General features: G+C 60.7%; 19 protein-coding genes and 1 tRNA gene. 12 read left to right on the top strand and 8 right to left on the bottom strand.

What is annotated here, in order from left to right:
* Positions 1–72: 72 nt before the first annotated feature.
* Positions 73–525 carry a ferritin-like domain-containing protein gene (locus tag ACWUI2_RS20275; protein WP_486984665.1) on the bottom strand — a complete coding sequence of 151 codons (453 nt, stop codon included), beginning with the start codon at positions 523–525 and terminating at the stop codon, positions 73–75.
* A 187-nt stretch (positions 526–712) separates the two neighbouring features.
* Here ACWUI2_RS20275 and ACWUI2_RS20280 point away from each other — a divergent pair, with 187 nt between their 5' ends.
* The 3 genes from ACWUI2_RS20280 to ACWUI2_RS20290 are packed head-to-tail and all read left to right on the top strand — an operon-like array spanning position 713 to position 3004.
* Entirely contained in the window at positions 713–1156 is a 444-nt protein-coding gene (locus ACWUI2_RS20280) for a type II secretion system protein (RefSeq protein WP_486984666.1), read from the top strand.
* Positions 1143–1691 (top strand): PilW family protein, encoded by a 549-nt coding sequence (locus ACWUI2_RS20285; RefSeq protein WP_486984667.1) that lies wholly within the window; start codon positions 1143–1145, stop codon positions 1689–1691. The genes ACWUI2_RS20280 and ACWUI2_RS20285 overlap by 14 nt, the downstream gene beginning before the upstream one ends.
* 14 nt (positions 1692–1705) lie before the next feature.
* Positions 1706–3004 (top strand): DUF7305 domain-containing protein, encoded by a 1299-nt coding sequence (locus ACWUI2_RS20290; protein WP_486984668.1) that lies wholly within the window; start codon positions 1706–1708, stop codon positions 3002–3004.
* A gap of 35 nt (positions 3005–3039) precedes the next feature.
* On the opposite strand, the gene ACWUI2_RS20295 is transcribed toward ACWUI2_RS20290, so the two are convergent.
* From ACWUI2_RS20295 to ACWUI2_RS20305, 3 genes are read right to left on the bottom strand one after another with little or no spacing between them, the layout of a single operon-like run.
* Positions 3040–3996 (bottom strand): DNA polymerase III subunit gamma/tau, encoded by a 957-nt coding sequence (locus tag ACWUI2_RS20295; RefSeq protein ID WP_486984669.1) that lies wholly within the window; start codon positions 3994–3996, stop codon positions 3040–3042.
* A complete protein-coding gene (gene tmk / locus ACWUI2_RS20300) occupies positions 3968–4627 on the bottom strand; it encodes a dTMP kinase (RefSeq protein ID WP_486984670.1) in 660 nt (219 codons plus the stop codon). Before tmk ends, ACWUI2_RS20295 begins: the two co-directional genes overlap by 29 nt.
* Before the next feature lie 31 nt (positions 4628–4658).
* Positions 4659–5795: a PfkB family carbohydrate kinase gene (locus ACWUI2_RS20305; RefSeq protein WP_486984671.1), complete on the bottom strand. Its 1137-nt coding sequence runs from the start codon at positions 5793–5795 to the stop codon at positions 4659–4661.
* A gap of 108 nt (positions 5796–5903) precedes the next feature.
* Here ACWUI2_RS20305 and ACWUI2_RS20310 point away from each other — a divergent pair, with 108 nt between their 5' ends.
* The 4 genes from ACWUI2_RS20310 (at position 5904) to ACWUI2_RS20325 (ending at position 8072) form a co-directional block, all read left to right on the top strand.
* Positions 5904–6620, top strand: a complete 717-nt coding sequence (locus ACWUI2_RS20310; RefSeq protein ID WP_486984672.1) for a MotA/TolQ/ExbB proton channel family protein — start codon at positions 5904–5906, stop codon at positions 6618–6620.
* A gap of 22 nt (positions 6621–6642) precedes the next feature.
* Positions 6643–7071: an ExbD/TolR family protein gene (locus tag ACWUI2_RS20315; protein ID WP_486984673.1), complete on the top strand. Its 429-nt coding sequence runs from the start codon at positions 6643–6645 to the stop codon at positions 7069–7071.
* 2 nt (positions 7072–7073) lie between these two features.
* Positions 7074–7910, top strand: coding sequence for an energy transducer TonB (locus ACWUI2_RS20320; protein WP_486984674.1), 837 nt, complete (start codon positions 7074–7076; stop codon positions 7908–7910).
* A gap of 86 nt (positions 7911–7996) precedes the next feature.
* Positions 7997–8072 (top strand) — tRNA-Ala (locus ACWUI2_RS20325).
* Between the two features lie 845 nt (positions 8073–8917).
* Here ACWUI2_RS20325 and ACWUI2_RS20330 read toward each other — a convergent pair.
* Positions 8918–9631: an HAD-IA family hydrolase gene (locus ACWUI2_RS20330; protein WP_486984675.1), complete on the bottom strand. Its 714-nt coding sequence runs from the start codon at positions 9629–9631 to the stop codon at positions 8918–8920.
* A gap of 80 nt (positions 9632–9711) precedes the next feature.
* On the opposite strand from ACWUI2_RS20330, the gene ACWUI2_RS20335 reads away from it, so the two are divergent.
* The 3 genes from ACWUI2_RS20335 (at position 9712) to ACWUI2_RS20345 (ending at position 13881) form a co-directional block, all read left to right on the top strand.
* The gene (locus ACWUI2_RS20335) at positions 9712–11028 is read left to right on the top strand and encodes a S41 family peptidase (protein ID WP_486984676.1); all 1317 of its coding nucleotides are present in this window, start codon (positions 9712–9714) and stop codon (positions 11026–11028) included.
* A complete protein-coding gene (gene tsaD, locus ACWUI2_RS20340; RefSeq protein ID WP_486984677.1) occupies positions 11012–12049 on the top strand; it encodes a tRNA (adenosine(37)-N6)-threonylcarbamoyltransferase complex transferase subunit TsaD in 1038 nt (345 codons plus the stop codon). Before ACWUI2_RS20335 ends, tsaD begins: the two co-directional genes overlap by 17 nt.
* 137 nt (positions 12050–12186) lie before the next feature.
* A complete protein-coding gene (locus ACWUI2_RS20345; protein ID WP_486984678.1) occupies positions 12187–13881 on the top strand; it encodes an NADPH-dependent assimilatory sulfite reductase hemoprotein subunit in 1695 nt (564 codons plus the stop codon).
* A gap of 187 nt (positions 13882–14068) precedes the next feature.
* Here ACWUI2_RS20345 and ACWUI2_RS20350 read toward each other — a convergent pair whose 3' ends face one another.
* The 3 genes from ACWUI2_RS20350 to ACWUI2_RS20360 all read right to left on the bottom strand — a co-directional run bounded on the left by ACWUI2_RS20350 (position 14069) and on the right by ACWUI2_RS20360 (position 20236).
* Positions 14069–16267: a carboxy terminal-processing peptidase gene (locus ACWUI2_RS20350; RefSeq protein WP_486984679.1), complete on the bottom strand. Its 2199-nt coding sequence runs from the start codon at positions 16265–16267 to the stop codon at positions 14069–14071.
* Positions 16268–16494: 227 nt separating this feature from the next.
* Positions 16495–19308 carry a bifunctional [glutamate--ammonia ligase]-adenylyl-L-tyrosine phosphorylase/[glutamate--ammonia-ligase] adenylyltransferase gene (gene glnE, locus ACWUI2_RS20355; protein ID WP_486984680.1) on the bottom strand — a complete coding sequence of 938 codons (2814 nt, stop codon included), beginning with the start codon at positions 19306–19308 and terminating at the stop codon, positions 16495–16497.
* 49 nt (positions 19309–19357) lie between these two features.
* Positions 19358–20236: a rhomboid family intramembrane serine protease gene (locus ACWUI2_RS20360; protein ID WP_486984681.1), complete on the bottom strand. Its 879-nt coding sequence runs from the start codon at positions 20234–20236 to the stop codon at positions 19358–19360.
* 262 nt (positions 20237–20498) lie between these two features.
* Here ACWUI2_RS20360 and ACWUI2_RS20365 point away from each other — a divergent pair, with 262 nt between their 5' ends.
* Together ACWUI2_RS20365 and ACWUI2_RS20370 are read left to right on the top strand one after the other, a co-directional pair.
* Positions 20499–20780, top strand: a complete 282-nt coding sequence (locus tag ACWUI2_RS20365) for a ferredoxin (RefSeq protein WP_486984682.1) — start codon at positions 20499–20501, stop codon at positions 20778–20780.
* An 84-nt stretch (positions 20781–20864) separates the two neighbouring features.
* The gene (locus tag ACWUI2_RS20370) at positions 20865–21818 is read left to right on the top strand and encodes a ring-cleaving dioxygenase (RefSeq protein WP_486984683.1); all 954 of its coding nucleotides are present in this window, start codon (positions 20865–20867) and stop codon (positions 21816–21818) included.
* Positions 21819–21829: the final 11 nt, after the last annotated feature.

Consider the following 21829-nt stretch of genomic DNA (forward strand, 5'->3'; position numbering starts at 1 on the left):
GCGGAGAGAATCGAGTCGAATCCCCGTGTTTCTTCGCGGGCCCGGGCGGATTTACCGGTGAGTCCGATTAACTTACCCTTTTTCGTATTCCTTGAGAAACCCGATGAACTCGCGGCGGTGTTCTTCTTCGTCCCCCAGAAGGGCGATGACCATGTCCTGGGTGACGTAATCGACCCCTTCGCACAGCTGGATGATCTTGGAGTATTGAGCGATCGCTCCTTCTTCCGCCTCGATCACTCCGCGGATCACTGAAGTGATGTCGGTGGTGTCTTCTTTCGGCTGGAGGGAACGTTGGTTCCGTTCCAGGGCGAGGGAGCCGGGGACGAGCCCGCCGATGGTCTTGATCCGCTGAGCCAGTTTTTGGGCATGCTGGACCTCCGTCATGATGTCGGCCGCCAGTTCCTTTTTGACGACCTCGGAGCGGACTCCGTCCAAATTGACGGAGGCGGCGATGTAGTTTTGGACGGTTTCCAGCTCCATTGCGTAGGCGACCTTGAGTTCTTCGATGATTTGTTCCTGCTTCATATTGTGGATCGTTTCTTCGGCTAATCGATGGTTTAAATCGGTTCAAATCATAGAGTAACGGTTGGGGGGATCCGCGTCAAGGAAGGGGTTCACGAAGGAGGGTTGACGAATTTTTGATAAGTTTTTCACGTCCAAATGACTTGCCCGCCATGAGGCGCGCCGACAGAGTCGTTTTCCGAAATCCGTCATGTTGTCCCTTTTGAAAAGCCAGCGAAACAGTGGGTTCACCCTGATTGAAATCTGTGTGGCTGTGGCGATCCTGGGCCTTACAGTCGCATCGTCGATCACGGCTTTGGGCATCGGGTATGCGATGTTGGAGTCGGCCCGGGACAACACGTTGGCCTCGCAGATTCTCCAGAGCGAGATGGAAAACCTCCGGCTGATGAATTGGGAAAAGATCAGCGAATTGGAGGATGGCGAATTTGAAATCGAGGCGAGTTTTCAAGCCGTGGCGGCCCACCGGTTTTCCTGTTTCCGGACCGTGGTGGAGGAGGAGTCGAAGCCGGGATTCCGGGAGATCACTCTGGAGGTCCAATGGACGACCGCCCGGGGGAATGTCTCGACCCGCCGTTACGTCAGTTATTTTTCCAGAACCGGTCTGAACGATTATTACTACCGTGCGTTCCGTTAAGATTCCAGTTGATTCCAGGGGGTTCTCTCTGGTGGAGATGATGGTCGCGAGTTCGCTGGCCAGCATGATTCTGGCGGCCATCCTGGGTTCGTTTATTTTCATGGCGCGAAGCACCTTCAGCATCGCGAATTACGCGGAAATGAATACCGAGAGCCAGATGGGGTTGGAGCATTTTGGCCGGGACGTTCGCTCCGCTCAGGATATTTTGCCCGGATTCAACAGCACCGAGTTTACGATCTTATTGCCCGGGGTGGACGGAGATGCTCCGCAACAGGTGACTTTCCGCTATTTGCCGAACCATCCCGACCGGCCGCTGTTACGGATCGATGCGTCGGGGAGCCGAGCCCTGATGACCGGCGTGCGTGAGCTCGCCTTCAATTATTACGACCTGCAGGCGGAGCCCGCGGAGGTTCCGCTCCGCGTCAAACAGATCCAGCTGCGCTTGACCTTGGTTCGCGAGGCGCTCGCGCTGCACAACACGGAAAAAGTCGTTTCCGCCCGCTTCATTTTACGCAACAAAACCGTCAGTAACTAAACCCAAGGCACGTTATGATCACGAATAAGCAGAATCGTCCGATGGAGAGCCGCCGGGGGTCCGTCCTGGTCGTCGCGGTCATTTTGGCGACCGTCATGGCGATGGGTATCGGCAGTTTCATGCAATTGGCCCAAAGCCAGAATCGGTCGGCCAATATCTCATTTTACAGCAACAATAGCCTCAACCTGGCCGAAGGCGGGGTGGAAAAGGCGTTGTATGCCATTAACTTCGATGAATGGGACGGCTGGACGATATCGGGCAACGTCGCGACGTTGACCCCGGTCGAGCTCGATCTGGGGAGCAACCGAGTCGGCATCATGCGGGTCCAGGTCACCGATTTCGAGACCAATCCGGTGGTCATCGCGGAAGGACGGACGCTTCCGCCGAATCTCCCGCCGGTCACGAAGCAGGTCGAGGTTCGATTGACCCGCCGTAGCCTGTTCGCCAACGGCATCACTTCCCGGCAAGGGGTCACCTTCAGCGGGGGAAACGCGTGGGTCGGGAGTTATAAGTCGAGTAAAGGGGATCCGTCGGCCTCCAATACGTTCGACAACGGATCGGTGGCGAGCATCTCGGTTGCGGCCAACGCGATCGACCTCTCCAATTCCACCGTGTACGGGTATGTTGCGACCGGGGGCTCGATGCCCTATGTCGGCTCGAACGGACGCATTTACGGCGCCGACACGCCAGCGGGAGTCCAGATCGATCCGAATCGGGTCGCGCTCGATTTCGCCTCCGACTTCCCGGATATTGAGGAGCCTTCGACGTCGCTTAATCTACCAATCATCAATTCCAATACTACGTTGGGGACCCCCGGCGGACCTCATGTTTCCTATCTGGTGAATGCCATCACCATCGCGGGACACAGTACCTTGCGGATCGACGGTCCGGTCACCTTGGTAGTGGAAGGCGAGGTTAGAGTGTCGGGAAACGCCAGTATTGTGGTGACGGCGAACGGCAAGTTGGAGATGTATGCGAGAAACAATGTCGATATCGCCGGGAACGGGACGGTGAACGCCACCACTTACCCGCAAAATCTGTTGATCTACGGGTTAAAATCGAGCGGCCAAACCATCAGTATCTCGGGAGGGTCGCAGTTGCGGGCCGCGATCTACGCCCCTAAAGCCAATGTCGCGATCAGCGGGACCGGCTTGGTCCTCGGGGCGGTCGTCGGAAATCGGGTTAATTTGAACGGTAACGTCAATTTCTACTACGACGAAGATTTGGCGGAATACGGCATGGACAAAACCTTTCGTCTCGACCGCTGGCGGGAACTTCATTTCGCCGCCGATCGTTTCGTCTTCGCGGAGTAGGACCCACTTTCAGCCGTGCCCGGGTGGGGCGACGGTCAGCGCCCCCGGCGGCGGCCCCAATGGCGAAGGGCGCCTAGAAAGAACCCCTCGAGTGCGGCGGTTTCCTGGAGGTTGACCCGGAGCAGACCGGCGGCGCGTTCGAGTTCGGCGACGGTGTCGGCGAAGGCCCGGAGGGCGCCGGGGGTGTCGAGCCGCTTTTCCGCGAACGCGCGCAAACGATGCTCGAGGGCGGCGAAGAGTTGGTCCCGCAGGGCGAGGCGCATCCCTTCCGACAAGGCTTGTTCCTCTTCGTCGGACAGGTTTTCCGGCAAACTCTCTTTTTGCGTTTTCCATGCCTCGGCGATCGTGTTTTTCAACAACGGCGTGAAGCGGGCCAACAGTCCGTACAGGGTCAGCACCTGGCGGCAAACCTCCTGTTTCGAGCCGAGTTGGTCGCCCATGCCTTCCAGCCAGGTGGAGTAGTCGTCGAGCCAGGCGATCAATGCCTCGGGAAACTCCTCGCGGGCACCGGCGGAGGGCAGCCGGAAGTGGAGGCAGCGGCTGCGGATCGTGGGCAAAAGGAAGTGGGGACGGCTGGTCAGGAGGAGGATGGTCGTGTCGGCGGGCGGTTCCTCCAGGGTCTTCAGGAAAATGTTGGCGGAGGAGCCGTGCATCCGGTCGGCTTCGTAGAGAATAGCCACTTTGCCGCCGCCCTGGCGGGAGGAGTGGTTGAGGTCGCGGATGAGGTCGCGGGTATGACCGGCCGAAATCTGCCGCATCTTTCCGACCGGTCGGACGGTGAAGAAATCAGGGTGTTTGGCGAGGGTGAGCGGGGATCCTTCGCCGGCGAGGATCTGCCCGGCCAGATGGTGGGCGGTCGCCTCCACCGAGTCCAACTCCTCGCCGCTGATGATCAAGCTGTGGGAAAGGCGGTTTTTGCGCAGGGCCTCCAGCATCACCCGCACCGGGCGGGTGGCGAGAATATCATTGTTCGACGAGAGGAGAGACGGCATCCCAGATTTTTTCGGAGATTTTTTCAGGCGGCATCGTTCCGTCGACCACGATGAAACGATCGGGAAAGGTTTTGGCCAGGACGAGATATCCTTCGCGCACCTTTTCGTAAAAATCAATGTTCTCCTGCTCCATCCGGTCGGGAAGATCGCTCGGGCGGTGCCGGATCCGGCTCAGTCCCACCTCGGCCGGAACGTCGAGGACCACGGTGAGGTCCGGCATGATGTCGCCGACGGCGAAGCGATTGATGGCATTGACCGGGTCCGCGGAGATCTTGCGGGCGACTCCCTGGTAGACGGTGGTCGAGTCGAGGAAACGGTCGCAGAGAATCACCTTGCCGGCTTTGAGGCTCGGGAGGATCACTTCGCGGACCAATTGGGCGCGACTGGCCGCGAACAACAGGAGTTCGGCCGACGGGCACATGTTTTTGCCGGCGGCGCTGTGTTTGAGCAGATGGCGGATTTCTTCCCCGATCTCGGTTCCGCCCGGTTCCCGGGTGACGACCACCTCGCGCCGGGCCTCTTCGATCCGGGAAACGAGCAGACCGATTTGGGTGGTCTTGCCGCTTCCTTCAGATCCTTCGAAGGTCACGAAAACGCCAGGGTGTTTGGCCGGATTTTTTCTGGTCTGCATGATCGAAGAAGATGAAGCGCGGAGGGCGGCGTCAAACGCTGGCCGCCGCTTCGCGGTCCCAGCTCCGGAGAAATTGGTCGATGTCGTTGATCGAAGGGCTCCGGCCCTTGCGGACGTAGAATCCGGAAGTGCTGACTCCCATGGTCAGACAGGCGAGGGGGGAGGCGTCCATCAGTTGGCCGAGGCAGAATCCGGAGTTAAAATGGTCGCCGGCTCCGGTGGTGATCACCGGAGTTTCGGTGTAGGGGCCGGGCACCCACCAACTGTCTTCGCGAGTGGCGCAAGCGGCGGAATCGCGGGGATGGACGACGACGGTGTCGATCTGCAAGGCCTGGCGGATCTTCGAGACCAGGTTGCGAAGGCCCTCTTCGTTCGGTTCCTCCGGGGAAAGGCCGAGGACGCGTGCGACGGTGAGGCCCTCTTTGAGATTGAGGCCGAGGGTGACGCTGCCCCATTCCTGGAAGCGGCGGATAGTTTGGAGGACGCTGTTGATTTCGCCGTCGGAACGTTTTTCCGGATCGGCGAGGTCGAAGAAGAAGAGGCGCTGGTCCCGGGGCGGGAGGACCGGCAGGATCCGTTCCAGCAAGGCGAGGAAAATCCCCGTCATATGGGGAAGCATCGTCCAGTTGACCATCGCGAGCAGGTCGGCCCGCGAAAACATGTCGAGAAGCATTCCTTCGCCGACCGCCGAGAGCATGGCGTCGAAATTGACCTCGTCGAGGCTGACCATTTCGCCGAGCATGATTTTGCCGTCGCTGAACTCGAGGGCGTGGGTCACGCTCGGTTCGGCCAGGGAGATAGCTTCGGTTTTTTTGGCGAGGTCCTGGAACAACGGATGGATCGCCGGTTTGCCGAGGGCGCCGATGTAGCGGAGTTTCAATCCGCCCGCCAGAAGACTGCTGGCGAGGATCGGGCCGTTTCCACCCAGTTTTTCGAGGCGGGGATAAATTTCGATATTGGTGCTCTTGCCGGCGGCCCGCACGATCCGCTCACCGAATTCCTGGATGGTGGCGATCGGGGTGAACTCCTCGCTGCCGGAACCGTAGCGCTGGGAAACCGGCACCCGGATCTTGTCGATGAATCCGTCGAACCCGACCAATCCCGTCTTCGAGCTGATGCGGCTTCGTTTGGTTTCAAGTTCCTGCAGGGTCTTCGTTTTAAAGTTCATAGTAATGGCAAAGGGATAAAAAAACCGGTAGTCCGACGAAACATCAACCTCAATTGCCTTTCAAATTCCATTTGATTCCATGGTAATTTTGAAAAACACTACCGCCCTATGATTTTGGACTTGTTGATTCCGGCCGTATTCGCGCAAACGGGGGAGGGGAACATCCTCACCTATTTCATGCAGGCCAATTTCGCGGGCAAAGTCATCATTCTGTTGCTGTTGGCCTTCAGCATGGTCGCCTGGACGATCATGATCGGGAAATACTTCGAGCTGACGAAGATGCAGCAACTCAACTACGCCTTCGACGACCGGTTGAAGGAAATGCCGGCGGTCTTCAATCCCGACCAGCCGACCCGGGTGAATCCCGCCATCCCCTACAGTTACCTGTATGGCGAGGCGGCCTCCGCCTATTACCGGGTCAACGGGGACGGAGCCGGCCGGTCGGACACGGTTTTGGCCAAATTGCGGATGGGGCAGATTGAAAACGCCCTCCAACGGGCTGTCTCCCGTAAATGCTCCGATTACGAGTCGCGGATGGTCTTTTTGGCCACCATTGTCACCGGCGCGCCATTCATGGGATTGCTCGGCACGGTCTGGGGGGTGATGGACGCCTTCGGAGCGGTCGCACTCCAAGCCAGCGCCACCTTGCAGATGTTGGCCCCCGGCGTTTCCGGAGCGTTGATGACCACCGTCGCCGGTCTACTCGTCGCCATCCCGTCGGTCTTCGGCTACAACATCCTTCTCACCAAGACCAAGCAAATGATGACGGAATTGGAGAACTACGCCAGTCATCTGGCCGACCGGATCGAATTGGAAAACGACTGAGCGCGCTCCCGACCGCACCGCCATGGCACGCAGCTTCAAAAGAAACCCGCAACTCAGCGCGATCGCGGAACCGAACGTCACTCCGTTGATCGACCTCGCCTTCTCGCTGTTGATCATCTTCATGATCACGACCCCCTTGCTCGAACAGACCATTCCGCTCAACCTCCCGACCCAGGCCGGACAACCGGCCCAGCCCCAACGGGAATTGCGGCACGAATCGGTGACGATCGTCGGACCGCGGCTCTACCATTTTCAGGAAACCCGGCATTCCTACGCCGAGCTGGACGCCGCCTTGCGTGAATTGGCCCGGCAAAGCGAACCGCCGATTCTCCACATTCGGGCCGAAGGGGCGCTTTCCTACCAGGAAGTCGTCACCCTTCTCGACTTGATTTCTCGCAACGGTTTGAACAGGATCAGTCTCGATACGGCAATCGGGAATCCTCCGCAATGACGATGCGTCCGACTTCAAAAAAAGCGTTCGTCCTCGCCTCCGGAATCCATCTGGCGGCGCTGGGAATCGCTTTGATCCTCGCCTTTTGGGATTTCACTCCGAAAAAGAAGGAGCCGGTCACCTTCGAACTTTTCGCTCCTCCCTCGGAGGCTCCTCCGAATGTGGCCGAAACCTCCCCGCCCGAGGAACTGCCGACCGTCCGTTTCGATTTCGAACCGCCGCCACCACCCCCGCCGCCAGCCCCGCGACCGGCGCCGACCCCGGAACCACCTCCGCCGGCACCGCGGCCTACTCCCACGCCTCCACCTCCGACACCGACTCCGACTCCGGCGCCGCGTCCCCAGCCTGCGCCCAAGCCGGAGCCTCCGCCGCCGCAGAGGATTACTTTCGAAGACCACCAACGTCAAAATCCCCAACGGAGGCCGCAACCGGCGCCGCAGCCGACACCGCCTCGACCAGCACCCGTGCCGACTCCTCGGATCGACACCTCCGCCATTACCCGGAATCTCGAATCGATGATGTCGCGGGAGGACATGGCGCAGGTTCGTCAGCAATCGGGAACCGACCAGGCCGCCCTCAACGCTTATTTCGAACGGATCAAGTCGGCGGTCCGCGCGGCCTGGGCGAAGCCGGATGGTTTGCATGACTCGCTCCGGGTGACGATCAGTTTCACGGTGAGCGGTGACGGACGCATTTCCGGGGCGCGGATCGCGTCGTCGTCGGGAAATTCGATCTTTGACCAATCCGTTCTGGCCGCCTTCAACCGGGCCGGGGGAGTGGGGCCGAGCCCGAATCGGGAGTCCTATAATCTGCGATTGGAATTCCGGATGACCGATTAACGGTGACCGGAAGGAAACGCTAAAAAAAATCCCTTTTCGGGGTTGACCGATGCAGCGACCTTCGTTTGATTCTTGAACTTTGAAGTGGGGACGTAGCTCAGTTGGAAGAGCGCCACAATGGCATTGTGGAGGTCGTCGGTTCGATCCCGATCGTCTCCACCACTTCTTACCCCGCCGTTCAGCTTGAATCGGTTGTCCCGTTGAATCACGGAAAACAGACTGCTCCGCGGCCCCTGCCACTTCCTCTAGGTTTGGGTGGTGATCCGGTTTTCGCGCGAAGCGCTTTGGCGTACTGGTGCGTCCCCGCACCGCTTTTGGAATGGCCGACGTTGGCCGCACGCTCGACAGTCATTCGACCGCCGGATCTCGTCTGCTCGCTCGAAAGCTCCGCGAGGACGCGGAGCACTCCAAAGAGGCTCCGCCTCGAAACCTATTGAAGGCGATCCGGTTTTCGCGCGAAGCGCTTTGGAGTGCTGGTGCGTCCCCGCACCGCTTTCGAAATGGCCGACGTTGACCGCGCGCTCGACAGTCATTCGACCGCCGGATCTCGTCTGCTCGCTCGAAAGCTCCGCGAGGACGCGGAGCACTCCAAAGAGGCTCCGCCTCGAAACCTATTGAAGGCGATCCGGTTTTCGCGCGAAGCGCTTTGGAGTGCTGGTGCGTCCCCGCACCGCTTTCGAAATGGCCGACGTTGACCGCGCGCTCGACAGTCATTCGACCGCCGGATCTCGTCTGCTCGCTCGAAAGCTCCGCGAGGACGCGGAGCACTCCAAAGAGGCTCCGCCTCGAAACCTATTGAAGGCGATCCGGTTTTCGCGCGAAGCGCTTTGGAGTGCTGGTGCGTCCCCGCACCGCTTTCGAAATGGCCGACGTTGACCGCGCGCTCGACAGTCACTCGACCGCCGGAGCTCGTCCGCGCGTCACCAAGGTTTCGCGGTGACGCGAAGCACTAAAGAGGCTCCGCCTCGGAAATCAGTGTCTCCCACCTGGCGGGGGTGGATATTCGATCAACTCTTGGCTGAAAGACGGCCGGGCAGGAGGTCGAGAAGTTCGCTCAAGCAGGCGACCCGGTGGCAGACGTTGTCGGTGGCGGATTGGCAGAAAACCTGGACGGCCCGCCAGCCGCGCGCGGTGGCGCCGAGGACGTCATGGTGATGACTGTCGCCGATGTGCAGGATTTCTTCGCCGCCGGCTTGCAGTCGATCTTCCACCCAGCGGAAAATCCGGGGGTCGGGCTTCTCGAAACCCAGTTCGCAGGAGACGAAAATTTCCTCGAAGTATCGGGACAAGCCGATTTCGTCCAACAAGTTGCGGAGCCGGTCATCCCAGTTCGACAACACCGCGAGGCGATAACCCCGGGAAGTGAGTTCGGCGAGGGTCCGTTCGGCGTGGGCCGGGATCCGCCAGCGGCCCGCCTCGGCGAAGGCGATCCAGAGATCGTCGAAGAGCTGGTCGAGATCGACGCCCGGAGCGAGGTCGGAAAACGTGCCTCGGATGACCCCGCGCCACCGTTCCTTTTCGCTTTCGGGCGTGATCGACGGGGCGCAATTGCGAACCTCTTCGCGCCAGACCCGCATGAACGCTTCTTCCAACACCGCCGGCTCGCGTTGGAGTCCGTGCCGGGCGAGGACCTCGGTATAGACTTCGCCCACCGAAGGATGCGGGAAAAGGAGGGTTCCCCCCATGTCGAACGTGATCCACTTGATTTTCGAGAACGGCATCCCTCCGAGTGTTCCTCACTTCCGCAAAAGCGCAATCCTCCCTATTTACAAAAAAGGATTTCCTGCCACACTTCTGCCCCATGATGCGGCGCAATCTTCTCACGTTCGTTCTCCTGGTCCTGGTCATCAACTTCAGTTTCGGCGTCTTTTTGCTGGGCCAGCGGCGGGCGGACGGCGACCGGTCCGATTATTACAGCAATGTCTCCTTCTTCGGGAGCGTGCTGGAAATGGTCAAGGACCGGTATGTCGACAAGGACATCAGTTACGAGGCGTTGACCCAATCCGCCATCGAAGGGATGCTCCGGTCGCTCGACCCCCACTCGGAATTGCTGGTGGAGTCGCGCTATGAAGACTTGCAGTCGCAAACCCGGCAGCAGTTCGGCGGTATCGGCGTGCAGATCGAACGCCGCAATGACCGGATCACCGTGATCGCGCCGATCGCCGGAACGCCCGGGGAGGCGGCGGGAATGATGCCGGGCGACCAGATCATCCGGGTCGACGACGAAAACACCGAGGAGACTTCGCTCGAAACGATCGTCCGGCTGCTGCGCGGAGCCCCCGGATCGAAAGTCACCATTTCGGTGCTCCGTCCCCAGACCGGCGACGTGTTGGAAAAAACCATCGTCCGGGAGATCATCCGGGTGGAGAGCGTTCGCAACGCCCGGTTGTTGGAAGACGACATCGGCTACGTCCAGATCACCCAGTTCGGTGAACAGACCGGCGTGGAATTCGTCCGGGCGCTCGAATCGCTCGAAGCCCAGGGGATGCGGGGCCTGATCCTCGATTTGCGCAACAACCCGGGTGGGTTGTTGACGGCTTCGGTCGAGGTCGCCCGGGTCTTTTTCGACCGGAACGAACTGGTGGTTTACACCCAGGGCCGCGACGAGCGGAGCCGTCAGGAAATCCGGGCCGGCCGCAACGGACGGGAACGGAAATACCCAATCGCGGTGCTGATCAATTCCGGGTCCGCCAGCGCCTCCGAGATCGTGGCCGGCGCCCTGCAGGACACGCGACGGGCGGTGGTCGTCGGGGAGACTTCGTTTGGCAAAGGATCGGTGCAAAGCATCCTGCCGCTCCGCAACAACGGCGCGCTCCGGTTGACCACCGCCAAGTATTACACCCCCGGCGGACGGATCATCCACGAACGCGGAGTTGAGCCGGACGTGGTGGTCGAGTTGCCGTTGGAAGACGAGGTGAAACTCCGGGTCCAGCGGAACCGCCCGGGGATGACCGATCCGATCGAATTCCAGAAACGGTTTGGCTTCGAGCCGATCGAGGACCGGCAGTTGCGGGCCGCCATCGACGCCCTCCAGGGGATTTTTCTCTTCGCCGAGCAACGGGACGCGGCGCGGGGACTGACCCTGGCAGGAGGGGCCGCCGATGATACTCGGAATTGAGAGCTCCTGCGACGAATCGGCCCTGGCGGTTTTTTCGCCGGACGAAGGGATCGTCGGGGAGTGGATTTCGAGTCAGATCGACCTGCACCGGATTTACGGCGGAGTCGTGCCGGATCTCGCCAGCCGGGAACATCTGCGCAATTTTCCCGCGCTCTGCGAGGCGCTGAAACGGGAAATCGGCTGGGACCGCATCCGCAGCATCGCGGTCACCAACGGCCCCGGCCTGGCCGGTTGCCTCGCGCTCGGGATCGCGCTGGGGAAAAGCCTCTCCGTCGCCCGGGGACTCCCGTTGCTCGGCGTGAACCATCTCCGCGGCCACGCTTTTTCGCCCTTCATCGACCTGCACCGGGAGGATCCGGCCGCGTTCCGGGAACGCCTCCGAGAGATCACCCCGCACCTCGGACTGCTGGTGAGCGGGGGAAACACGGTCTTGTTCTCGCTCGAAGCCGACGGACGCCTGACGCCGCTGGCCGAAACGGTCGACGACGCCGCCGGGGAAGCCTTGGATAAAGGGGCGAAGCTCATCGGGCTCGGTTATCCCGGGGGACCGGCGGTCGAAAGATTGGCGGCCTCGGGCGATCCGAAACGGTTCGACTTCCCCCGGGCGTTTCCCGGACGGGCCGACCGGAAATTTAGTTTTAGCGGCTTGAAGACCAGCCTTCGTTACCGGTTGGAAAAGATGGACGACGCCGAACTTGAGCGGGATTTGCCCGACCTCTGCGCCAGTTATCAGGAAGCGGTGGTGGGAGCCTTGGCCGGGAAGACGCGACAAGTGTTGGCAGGCGGCGGCTTCCGGAGCGTCGGACTCTCGGGCGGGGTATCGAACAACCGGCGGTTGCGAGCGGCGATCGAGCAAGTGGCGAGCGCCCGAAAACTCCCGTTTTTCCGGGCCCGCCCCGAACACACCGGCGACAACGCCGCGATGATCGCCTTCGCCGCCTACGCCGACCCGCTCGCCGGGGAAGGGGAAAGCGGCATCGACGTCACCCTCCATCCCGCACGCGCGATCGGGGAGGTGTAGCCAAGTGGTGTGACATAGTCATTTTTGTCTGTGAAACAAACAGGCAGGAATGCCTGCCTCACGCTATCTTAACTAAATTACCCTAGATAGTAATAATAACGTTTGCCATTCGGCGAAATGTTTGCATTTTCCCTCGCATGAGTTCAGAAACCGCACCAGCGACCGCCAAGCCTTTGAGTCAGGTGGAAGAGATCAAGTCGGCCAGCTCCTTCCTTCGGGGAACGCTGGTCGAGGGACTCCGTGACGAGAGCACCGGCGCGATCAGCGCCGAGGACGCCCAACTGTCGAAGTTCCACGGGCTCTACCTCCAGGACGACCGCGATCAACGGATCGAGCGGCGGAAGGCGAAGTTGGAGCGGGCCTTCAGTTTCATGATCCGGGTGCGGGTGCCGGGCGGGGTGGCGACGCCTCAGCAATACCTGATGATGGACGAGTTGGCCGACACTTACGCCAATGGGACGATCCGGGTGACCACCCGGCAGGCGTTTCAATTGCACGGTTTGCTCAAGGGGAACGTCAAGCCGGTGATCCAGAAGATGAGTCAGGTTTGCCTCGATTCCATCGCCGCCTGCGGGGACGTGAACCGGAACGTGATGTGCAATCCGAATCCGAAGGTTTCCGGGATCCATCAAGAAGTTTTCGAGGTTTCGAAGAGCATCAGCGAACACCTGCTTCCTAAGACCCGCGCTTATTACGAAGTCTGGCTGGATGAAGAGCGGGTGGCGACCGACGAGGAGGAGTTTGAGCCGATCTACGGCAAAACCTATCTTCCCCGGAAATTCAAGATCGGGATCGCGGTGCCGCCGAGCAACGACGTCGATATTTTCTCCCAGGACCTCGGGTATATCGCGGTGGTGGAAGAGGGGAAATTGGCCGGTTTCAATGTGGTCGCCGGCGGCGGACTCGGTCGGTCGCACGGGAATGCCGAAACTTACGCCCGTCTCGCCGACGTCATCGGGTTTTGCACGCCGGACCAAGTGGTGGCGGTGGCGGAAGCGGTCGTGACCACCCAGCGCGATTTCGGCGACCGGACCGACCGGAAACATGCCCGGCTGAAATACACCATCGCCGACCGCGGGGTCGATTGGTTCCGCGCGGAGGTGGAAAGCCGGCTCGGTTGGAAGTTTCAGCCGGCCCGGGAAATCGTCTTCGAGAGTCAGTCCGACGACTACGGCTGGCATCGGGATGTCGATGGCGACTGGTATTTCACTCTGCACATCCTTTCGGGGCGGATCCAGGACACGGAAACGTTGAAAATGAAGACCGCGTTGAAGGAAATCGCGGAAACCCATGACGGCGAATTCCGACTTACTGCCAATCAAAACCTGATGATTTCGGGAATCACCGATATCCGGAAGGAGAAGATCGAGGCGATTTTGGCCAAATACGATCTGGCGGACCACAACAACCGGAGCGGCCTCCGGTTGAACGCCCTCGCTTGTCCCTCGATGCCGACGTGCGGACTCGGGCTGGCCGAAAGCGAACGGGCTTTACCGGAAATCTTGGAACGTTTTGAGGAAGTTTTGGTGGAAAGCGGACTCCGCGACGACGCCATTTCGATCCGGATGACCGGATGTCCCAACGGCTGCGCCCGCCCGTATTTGGCGGAAATCGGCTTGGTCGGGAAATCGCCCGGTAAATACAATCTTTATCTCGGCGCATCCTTCGACGGAACCCGTTTGAACACCGAAGTCGGGGCGTCGATGACCGTCGATGAAATCCTCGAACGCCTCACGCCGCTGATCAAGAGTTACGCCGTGGAACGGCAACCGAACGAACGCTTCGGCGACTTTTGCCACCGGATCGGCGCCTTGGAAGAAGCCTTGGTCTGAGGTGTCCGACGGCCGAGGGCCGAAATACGGACTTCGACTGCGGGAGCGACGCGCTTCAGCTGTCGTCGTTGGGCGTAGGGAAATTCTGGGACGAACGTCTGGAACGACGGTCTTCGGCTAAAGCACGAAGCTCCTGCGAAGGTTCTGCGGGAGCGACGCGCTTCAGCCGTCTTCGTTCGGCGAGCTGCTATTGCGATTCGCTTTTTTGGGCGGTGACGGCGGACTTTTTCCAGATTGGGTTGCCGAGTTCCACGAGGTCGCTAAGGACGCGGAGGCTTTCGCGGAGATGGATGTCGAGGCCGGTGTCGCCGCGGACGAGTCCGAGGTCGGCCGACTCTATTTCATCGTCGCCGTCGTAGGCGGCGACCGGTTCCGGTTGCTCCGGCTCTTCATCGAGCAGGATCTTCCGGCTGACAAATTCCTTACGGACCAATTGTTCGCTGATCGCATCCATCTTTTCGCGGAAAGCGGTGTCGAGCTCCTTTTGTTCCCGGCGCTGGTCGATGTTCAACGAAATCCGGCGTTGCTCCTGCTTCTCGCGGAGCCATTCGATGTTCCGGTTGAGGAATTGGAACTCCTCGATTTCGGATTGGCGCTTTTCGCTCCGCTTTTGCAGGTGGCTGACCAAATCTTCTTCAAGCGGGGAACGGATCGGGAAACGGGTCCGCTCCTTGTCCCAGTCGTCGGCCGAAATGGTGTCCCAGCTGAGCGCATTGGGGAGGTCCGACTCGCCGATCGGGAGGTATTCGTTGAATGAAGGGAAGGTGATGTCCGGGATGACGCCGCGGTTCTGGGTCGATTGACCGTCGGGCAGGTAGAACTTTTGGACCGTCATCTTGGCCGCTCCGGTGCGGGGAGCGTTGCCGAATCCGCGGAAAAGATAGTTTTCCAGTTCGAAAATGGCTTGGACGGTTCCTTTTCCGTGGGTCGAGGTTTCGCCGAGGATGAGGGCCCGGTTGTAGTTTTGCAGGGCGCCGGCCACGATTTCGGAGGCGGAGGCGCTGTTGCGGGAAACGAGGATGCCGAGCGGGCCGGAATAGGCGACATTCGGGTTGCGGTCCGGATCGACCCGGAGGCCGCCGTCGGAGCTCTTCACCCGGACGACCGGACCGGTTTCGATGAAGAGGCCGGTCAGGCGAATCGCTTCGGAGAGGAGTCCTCCGCCGTTGCGGCGCAAATCGAGGACCAAGGCTTCGATGCCGACTTCCTTGAGGCGGCCGATCAATTCTTCGACGTCGGCGGTGGTGCTGGTGTTGGATTGGCCTCCGCTGCCGACCGAGCCGTAGAACGACGGAATGGTGATCACCCCGACCGGGACGGTTTCACCCCCTTCGCGGGGGACTTCGTAGATGGTGGCTTGGGCGCGGCTGGCGGTGAGGCGGATTTCGTCGCGGACCAAGGAAATGGTGCGTCGGACCGAACTGTCGGTGGCGTCGGCGGGAATCACGGTCAAGTGGACGGTGGTCCCTTTTTCGCCCCGAATCATTTCCACCACCCGGCGCAGGCGCATGTCGATGACGTCGACCGGTTCTTCGCCATCCTGGGCGACGGCGACGATCCGGTCGTTCGGCCGGAGCTGGTTGTCGAGCGCGGCCGGCCCGCCGGGAATCAGTTCGCGGATGGTGCAGTAGCCGTCTTCGCTGGTGAGCTGGGCGCCGATTCCGACCAGGGAGAGGCGCATCGAGATGCTGAAATCCTCCAGGGTGCTGGCGGAAAGGAAGGAGGAATGCGGGTCGTATTGCTTGCTCAAGGTGGAGAGGAAAATCTCCTGAAGTTCGTCGGATTCGGTTTCGAGCACGGTCCGTTGAAGGCGTTGGTAGCGGCGGCCGACGTTTTCCTTGGCTTTCTCGATTTCCTTGTCGTTGAGGAGGTCGGCGAGCAATTCGTAGCTCAGGCGGCGTTCCCAGAGCATATCGGCCTCGGCTTGGTTGGCGGGCCATGGGAGTTCGCGGCGGTCGACCTGGTAGTATTGGTCGCCGTGGAAGTCAAAATCGCCTTCCAGACGTTCGAGGATCCAGTCGATCCGGGAGAGGGAGCGCTCGCGGTAGGTTTTGAAGATGTCGAAGGCGGGTTCCAGATTGCCGTTGCGCAAGTCGAACTCGAGGCCGGCGGCGTACTTTTCGACGAATTTGGCCCGGTCGGCGTCAGTGAAAAAGAGCCGGTGGTGGTCGAGGGTCGACATGTAGTTTTTCAGCAATTCCTCGAAGTCGAGTTTGCTGATGGGGGTGCCGGCGAAATGGGCTTGTTCGAGGAGGCTGACGAGCAGCTTCGCTTCGGCCGACATCATCGGGGTCGGGCGAAGTTCCGGGCGTTTGGTTTCGGCCAGGCTGACGCTGGAACCGAGCAACAGGAAGGCAAGTAGAGTCGTGAGGAGGCGATTCGTCATACGTGAAAATTGTGAGAAGCTCATGTTGTTTGAGTCTTTAGGGAAAATTTTGTTCCTTCGGGTGTTCGATTTGGATTGAATCAAGAAGTTGAACAAGGACTGGCCTCGGTCCCCTCGGATCGGTGTTTGATTGGCTCCGTTTTTCGAGAAGCACCATAGATGAATTTTCGAAAATTGCCAATCGGTTTCTCGGGAGGAGGGTGTAAACAAACTCTGAAAAGTCCTAATCAGGAGGGGGGAGCCTGGCCGGGGGCGGCGTGCAGGTCGAGGTTAAACTCGCGAACCAAATAACGTCCGACGATCTGCCGGGTGCTGGTCATGCAGCGGCATTGTTCGCCCCAGAATTCGTCCCGGTTTTTGAAGCCGCTCCATCGGGCCAGGGCAAATTGTTCGTCGGGGGAGGGACCGATCACCGAGATGGCGGCGTTCCGGTCTCGCCGCAGGAGGACTTCGACCTGTTTTAGGAAGTTGAAGTTGTCGAGCAAGGTTTCGAGGTCGGCCGGGGCGATTAGGCGGAGCCGTCCGATTGTCCGGAGAAGTTTGCGGGTATTGGGCTGACGTAATTCGCGGCGGCGGTGGCCGTGGCGCAGTTGCAGGAATTGGCCGAAAAACTCGAGGTCGACGATCCCGCCAGGACCGGTTTTGAAGGCGCGTTGCGGCGGGGAGGCGGCGTCACGCTCCCGTTCGATCCGCGAACGCATTTCCCAGAGTTCCTGCAATTCCCGGTCGGTGGCTTCCCGGCGGTAGAGGAGTTCGTCGAGGAACCGGGAAAATTCGCTCCGGAGCTCCGGGTTGCCCGCGACCGGTCTCGCCCGGGAAAGAACCTGTTTTTCCCATCCCTGGGCGCTGCGGTTGTAATACCTGCGCAACGCCGGCAGGGTCGGCGCGAGGAGGCCGGCCTCGCCATGGGGGCGGAGGCGGAGGTCGACGTCGTAGATCGTTCCGAGGGGAGTCCGGCGGGAGAGGGACTGGGTCAGGCTCCGGACGATCCGCTCGTCCCGTTCGGAAGTGGGGCCTTCGGTCAGGCAAACGAGGTCGAGGTCGGACCCGAAGGTGAATTCGCGGCCGCCGTATTTGCCGAGGGCGACCACCAGCAGACGGCCTTGCGGGTCGAATCGGCGGAGGAGAAAGGTCACGGTGGCGTCGGCGAGGTCGCTGAGAGCCCGTTCAGTTTGCTCGAGATCCAGGTAACCGAGCAGGTCGCCGATGGCGATCCGGATCTGTTCGGCTTTGACGTAACGCCAGAGCCAATCCTCGAACGCCTCCTCCGGGGCGGCCTCGGCGAGTTCGCGCAAGGTGTCCTCGGTCGATTTCTTGCGGCGGAGGATCTCGGGACGGAGCACCTCGTCGAGGACTTCCGGGTGTTGGCAGAGGAGCTCGTGGATGAATTCGCTCCGGTCGAAGAGGAGTCCGAGCACCTCGAAAAAACTTGGATCGAGGGAGCAGGTGGCGAGAAACTGCCGGCGGGTGCCGTAGGATTCGGCGAAACGGGCGATTCGGCGCAGGGTGACGAGCGGGGCGGCCAGCCGCGGCATCACCCGGTCGAACCGGCGGGTCAGGCTGGTGAAACGGGCGACCTGGTCGCGGGTCAGGAGGAAATTCCGGTCGCCTTGGACGAAATCCCGGATCGTGCCGGGGGCGGCTTCGTCTTCCCCGAACCACCGGCGCAGGCAATCGGCGACCCGGGGCAAGGCCTTTTGCTCGGAGAAGAAGAGCCACCAGTCGCCGAATTCCTCGTCGACCGGGGCGCTTTGGAGCAGTTGGTCGTAGCGGCTCCGGACCCCCTCGCGGACGGTTTCGATTTCCCGGTCGAGGGCGGCGGCATTCTTGAAACCGAGGGATTCGGCGATCGATCCGAGCTGTTCGGGATCGGTCGGCAACGTGTGGGTTTGTTGTTCCTCCCGGATCTGGACCCGGTGTTCGAGGGTGCGGAGGAACCAGTAGCTCTCCTGAAGAAAACGGGCGTCCTCCCGGTTCATCAGCTCGTAGCGGAGCAGTTGGTCGAGACCGTCGACGGTCGAGGCGGTTTGCAGGAATGGAAAACGGCCGGCGTGGAGCACCTGCATGGTTTGAACGATGAACTCGATTTCCCGGATGCCGCCGTAGCCGGATTTCACGTCGCGGCGGAGATTGGCGGCGCCGACCACTTCCTGTTCGGTCCGGGTCTTCATCGCGGCGATTTCGGTGAGCAGCGACGGGGGCGGATGGCGCGGGTAGCGGAACGAGTGGAGGCTTTCGAGCAGTTCTCCGCCCAAGGCGAAATCGCCCGCCACCGGACGGGCTTTGATCAAGGCCATCCGTTCCCAGCTTTGGCCGGTGGCGGCGTAGTAGTTTTCCATTCCGGCAAACGAGCGGACCAGCGGGCTCCGGTTGCCCTCGGGGCGGAGACGGAGATCGACCCGGAAGAGGAAACCGTGTTCGGTCGGTTCCTGAAGGAATTGGGTGAACGTTTCCGCGACCTTGGTGAAAAACCGGGCGTTGGAAAAGGGGCGGATTCGACCTTCCGTCCGGCAGGAACCTTCTCCTTCGTAGAAATAAATGAGATCGATGTCGGAGGAAAAGTTCAACTCCCAGCCCCCGAGTTTGCCGAGGGCGAGGACGCAGAAACGGGCCGGGCGGTCGATCGCTTCGTCCCACGGCTCGCCTTCCCGCTCCGTCCAACGGGCGGTGGCGAGGGCGTAACACTCCCGAACGCAGAGGTCGGCCAGGAGCGAGAGGTCGGCGACGCAGCGGGCGCAGGATTGGAGCCGGTTGACGTCGCGGAAGGCAATCCGCATCGACATGCGGCGACGGAACTTCCGGAGGGCGGGCAGGAAACAGGCGGACTCCCGGGGAAGGTCGCCGCGGAAGGCGCGCCACTCGTTGAGGATCTCCTGGTCGCGGGATTCGTCGGAAGCCGGCGGCTGGACGAGCCAGGCGACGTCCGCGGGATGGGCGGTCAAATGGCGCCGGTAAAGCGGCGAAATCCGAGCGAACCGGTCGAGACGGGAGGCGTCCGCCGGATCGAGAAGGTCGGTCAGTTGCCGGTGGAGGTCGGCCATGGTGGAGAGAGAGGGCGACGAATCCGCAGATCTCGCCCGGGCGGCCGGTTCACTTGTTCAGAAGATCCTTCGCCCGGTCGAGCAAACGCTTTTCTTCTTCGGTCAAGGCGCCGAAACCTTGCGAGTTGATTTTGTCGAGGATGCGGTCGACCTCCTGTTGAAGGACTTTGCGGTTGGTGAGGTTGACCGAATAATTCCCGGTCGACTTCGGAGCGGTCTTTTTCCGGGAGAACCAGGAGGGTGGCTCGACGTCGGGATCACGCTGGCGGCGGACGGGAGCCGGCTTGGTCAGCCCGAATTGGAAGAAGATCCAGCCGGTCAACATCCCTCCGAGGTGGGCGGAGTGGGCGATCGGATCGCCGGATCCGGGTAGTTCCAGGAAGAGGAGGCCGAACAGGGAAAAGGCCAGCAAGGCATAAACGATGTATTTCGGTTTGATGGTAACCGGAATGATGAAAAAGAGGAGAAGGGTGATTGGTTTGTTCGGATAAATGCAGGCGAACAAGGTCAATAGGCCGAGGGCGGAGCCGGACGCGCCGACGAGGATCGGGTTGCCGGGGGTGAGCAGTCCGACCGCCAGCCAGACCGCTCCGCCGATCGCGGCGGAAGCGAAGTAGAGTTCGCCGAAGCGTCGTCCGCCGAGGAGGGGAACCAGTTCCCGGCCGATAAAGAAGACGATCAGCATATTTCCGAGGATGTGGAAGAAATTGCCGTGGAGAAACGCGTAAGTGACGAGTGTCCAGATGAAGCCGGTACCGAGATGGGCGGGCGAAAGGGCGAAATATTGCTCCATCACCGGGCTCCGAAACCACGTCGAGAAGACGTTTTGCAGCACGAAGGCGGCGATCGTGCCCAAAAGGATCCATTTGAACACGGGGGCCGTCTTCGGCCGAAAATCATCTTGCATGTAAGGACGGTCGTAAATCATAGCGTGAACAGAAGAGCCTAAAGTTCCGGCTCATGCTTTGCAAGCAGAGGGGTGGAGAAGATGCAAACCGATTCACTCGGCGTGCCCCGCCGTCCTGTTACATAGCGTCGCGCTCCCGCGCCGGAGCTTCGTGCTTTAGCCGAAGACCGTCGGGAAGGGCGGTCGTTTGAGGTCTCCCGCACGTCCAAAGACGGCAGCCGAAGCGCGTCGCTCCCGCGGGCGCTTGACTCCCCGGGGCTTCGTTCGCACATATAAAGGAGATATGGCGGATAAAACCGAAAAATGGGACAAGAACGTCGCTGGCAAATTTTATGTCGATCAACAGTGCATCGATTGCGATCTTTGCCGGGAGACCGCGCCCGATTTTTTCACCCGGGATGATGACGGCGGTTACTCCTACGTGTTCCGCCAGCCGAAATCCGAGGATGATGTCGCTCTCTGTATGGAAGCTGTGGAAGGTTGTCCGGTCGATGCCATCGGGGCGGACGGCGGTCCGATGGAGGCAGAGGTGAAGGTCCGCGAGTCGGACGGGGATTCGCAATAAGTTTTTCTCCATCCCGTTTCTTCGACGGGTCGGCTATTGCTTGTTTCCTATTGTCTATGCGCCCGATCCGCGCTTAGTTGGTGCATGCAATTTGGGGGATTTCATCATGTGACAGCTGTGACCGCGGATGCGGTGGCGAATCACCGGTTTTACACGGAGACGCTCGGTATGCGGCTCGTGAAGAAGACCGTCAACCAGGACGATGTATCCGCGTATCACCTTTTTTATGCGGACGGAATGGCGACGCCGGGGTCGGACCTTACTTTTTTCGACTGGCCGCTTCCACCGGAGAGGCGGGGGACGCGGGGTATTATCCGGACAGGGCTCCGGGTTCCCGGGCGGGAGACCCTGGAATGGTGGATGGAGCGGTTGAACGAGAACGGAATCCGGGAGGCCAGGTTGGTGCAACGGGATGGCCGGGCGACCGTCGACTTCGAGGATCCGGAGGGGCAACGGCTTAGTTTAGTGGACGACGGACCCGGGGCAGAGGGGCATCCGTGGGAGCGGAGCCCGGTTCCGGCCGAACGGCAGATCCTGGGACTCGGGCCGGTGACGATCAGCGTGCCGGATGGGGAACCGACCGGACTGTTGTTGACAGAGATCTTGGGGATGCGCCGGTCCCGGGAGTATGAAAATCCGGAGGATGGGAAAAAACGAACGGTTTACGAGATGGGTAGCGGCGGATTGAGCGGGGAGTTGCATGTGGCCGTCGAGCCGAATGCCGGACCGACCCGACTGGGGGCCGGAGGAGTGCACCACATCGCTTTCCGCGCTCCAGGTTTGGAGGATTACGAGAAATGGATCGAACATCTGCGGGAAGCCAGGATTCCGAATAGTGGTCCGGTCGACCGACATTATTTCCGAAGCCTGTATTTCCGGGAGCCGAGCGGGATATTATTTGAAATCGCCACCGACGAACCGGGATTCGCGGTCGATGAGCCGTTGGATCGTTTGGGGGAAAAATTGTCGCTTCCGCCTTTCCTGGAGGGAAACCGGGCTCGGATCGAGGCGGGACTGAGTCCGTTGCGCCCGGATTGAGGATCGACCTG

The sequence above is a fragment of the Verruconatronum alginivorum genome, assembly GCF_056590205.1.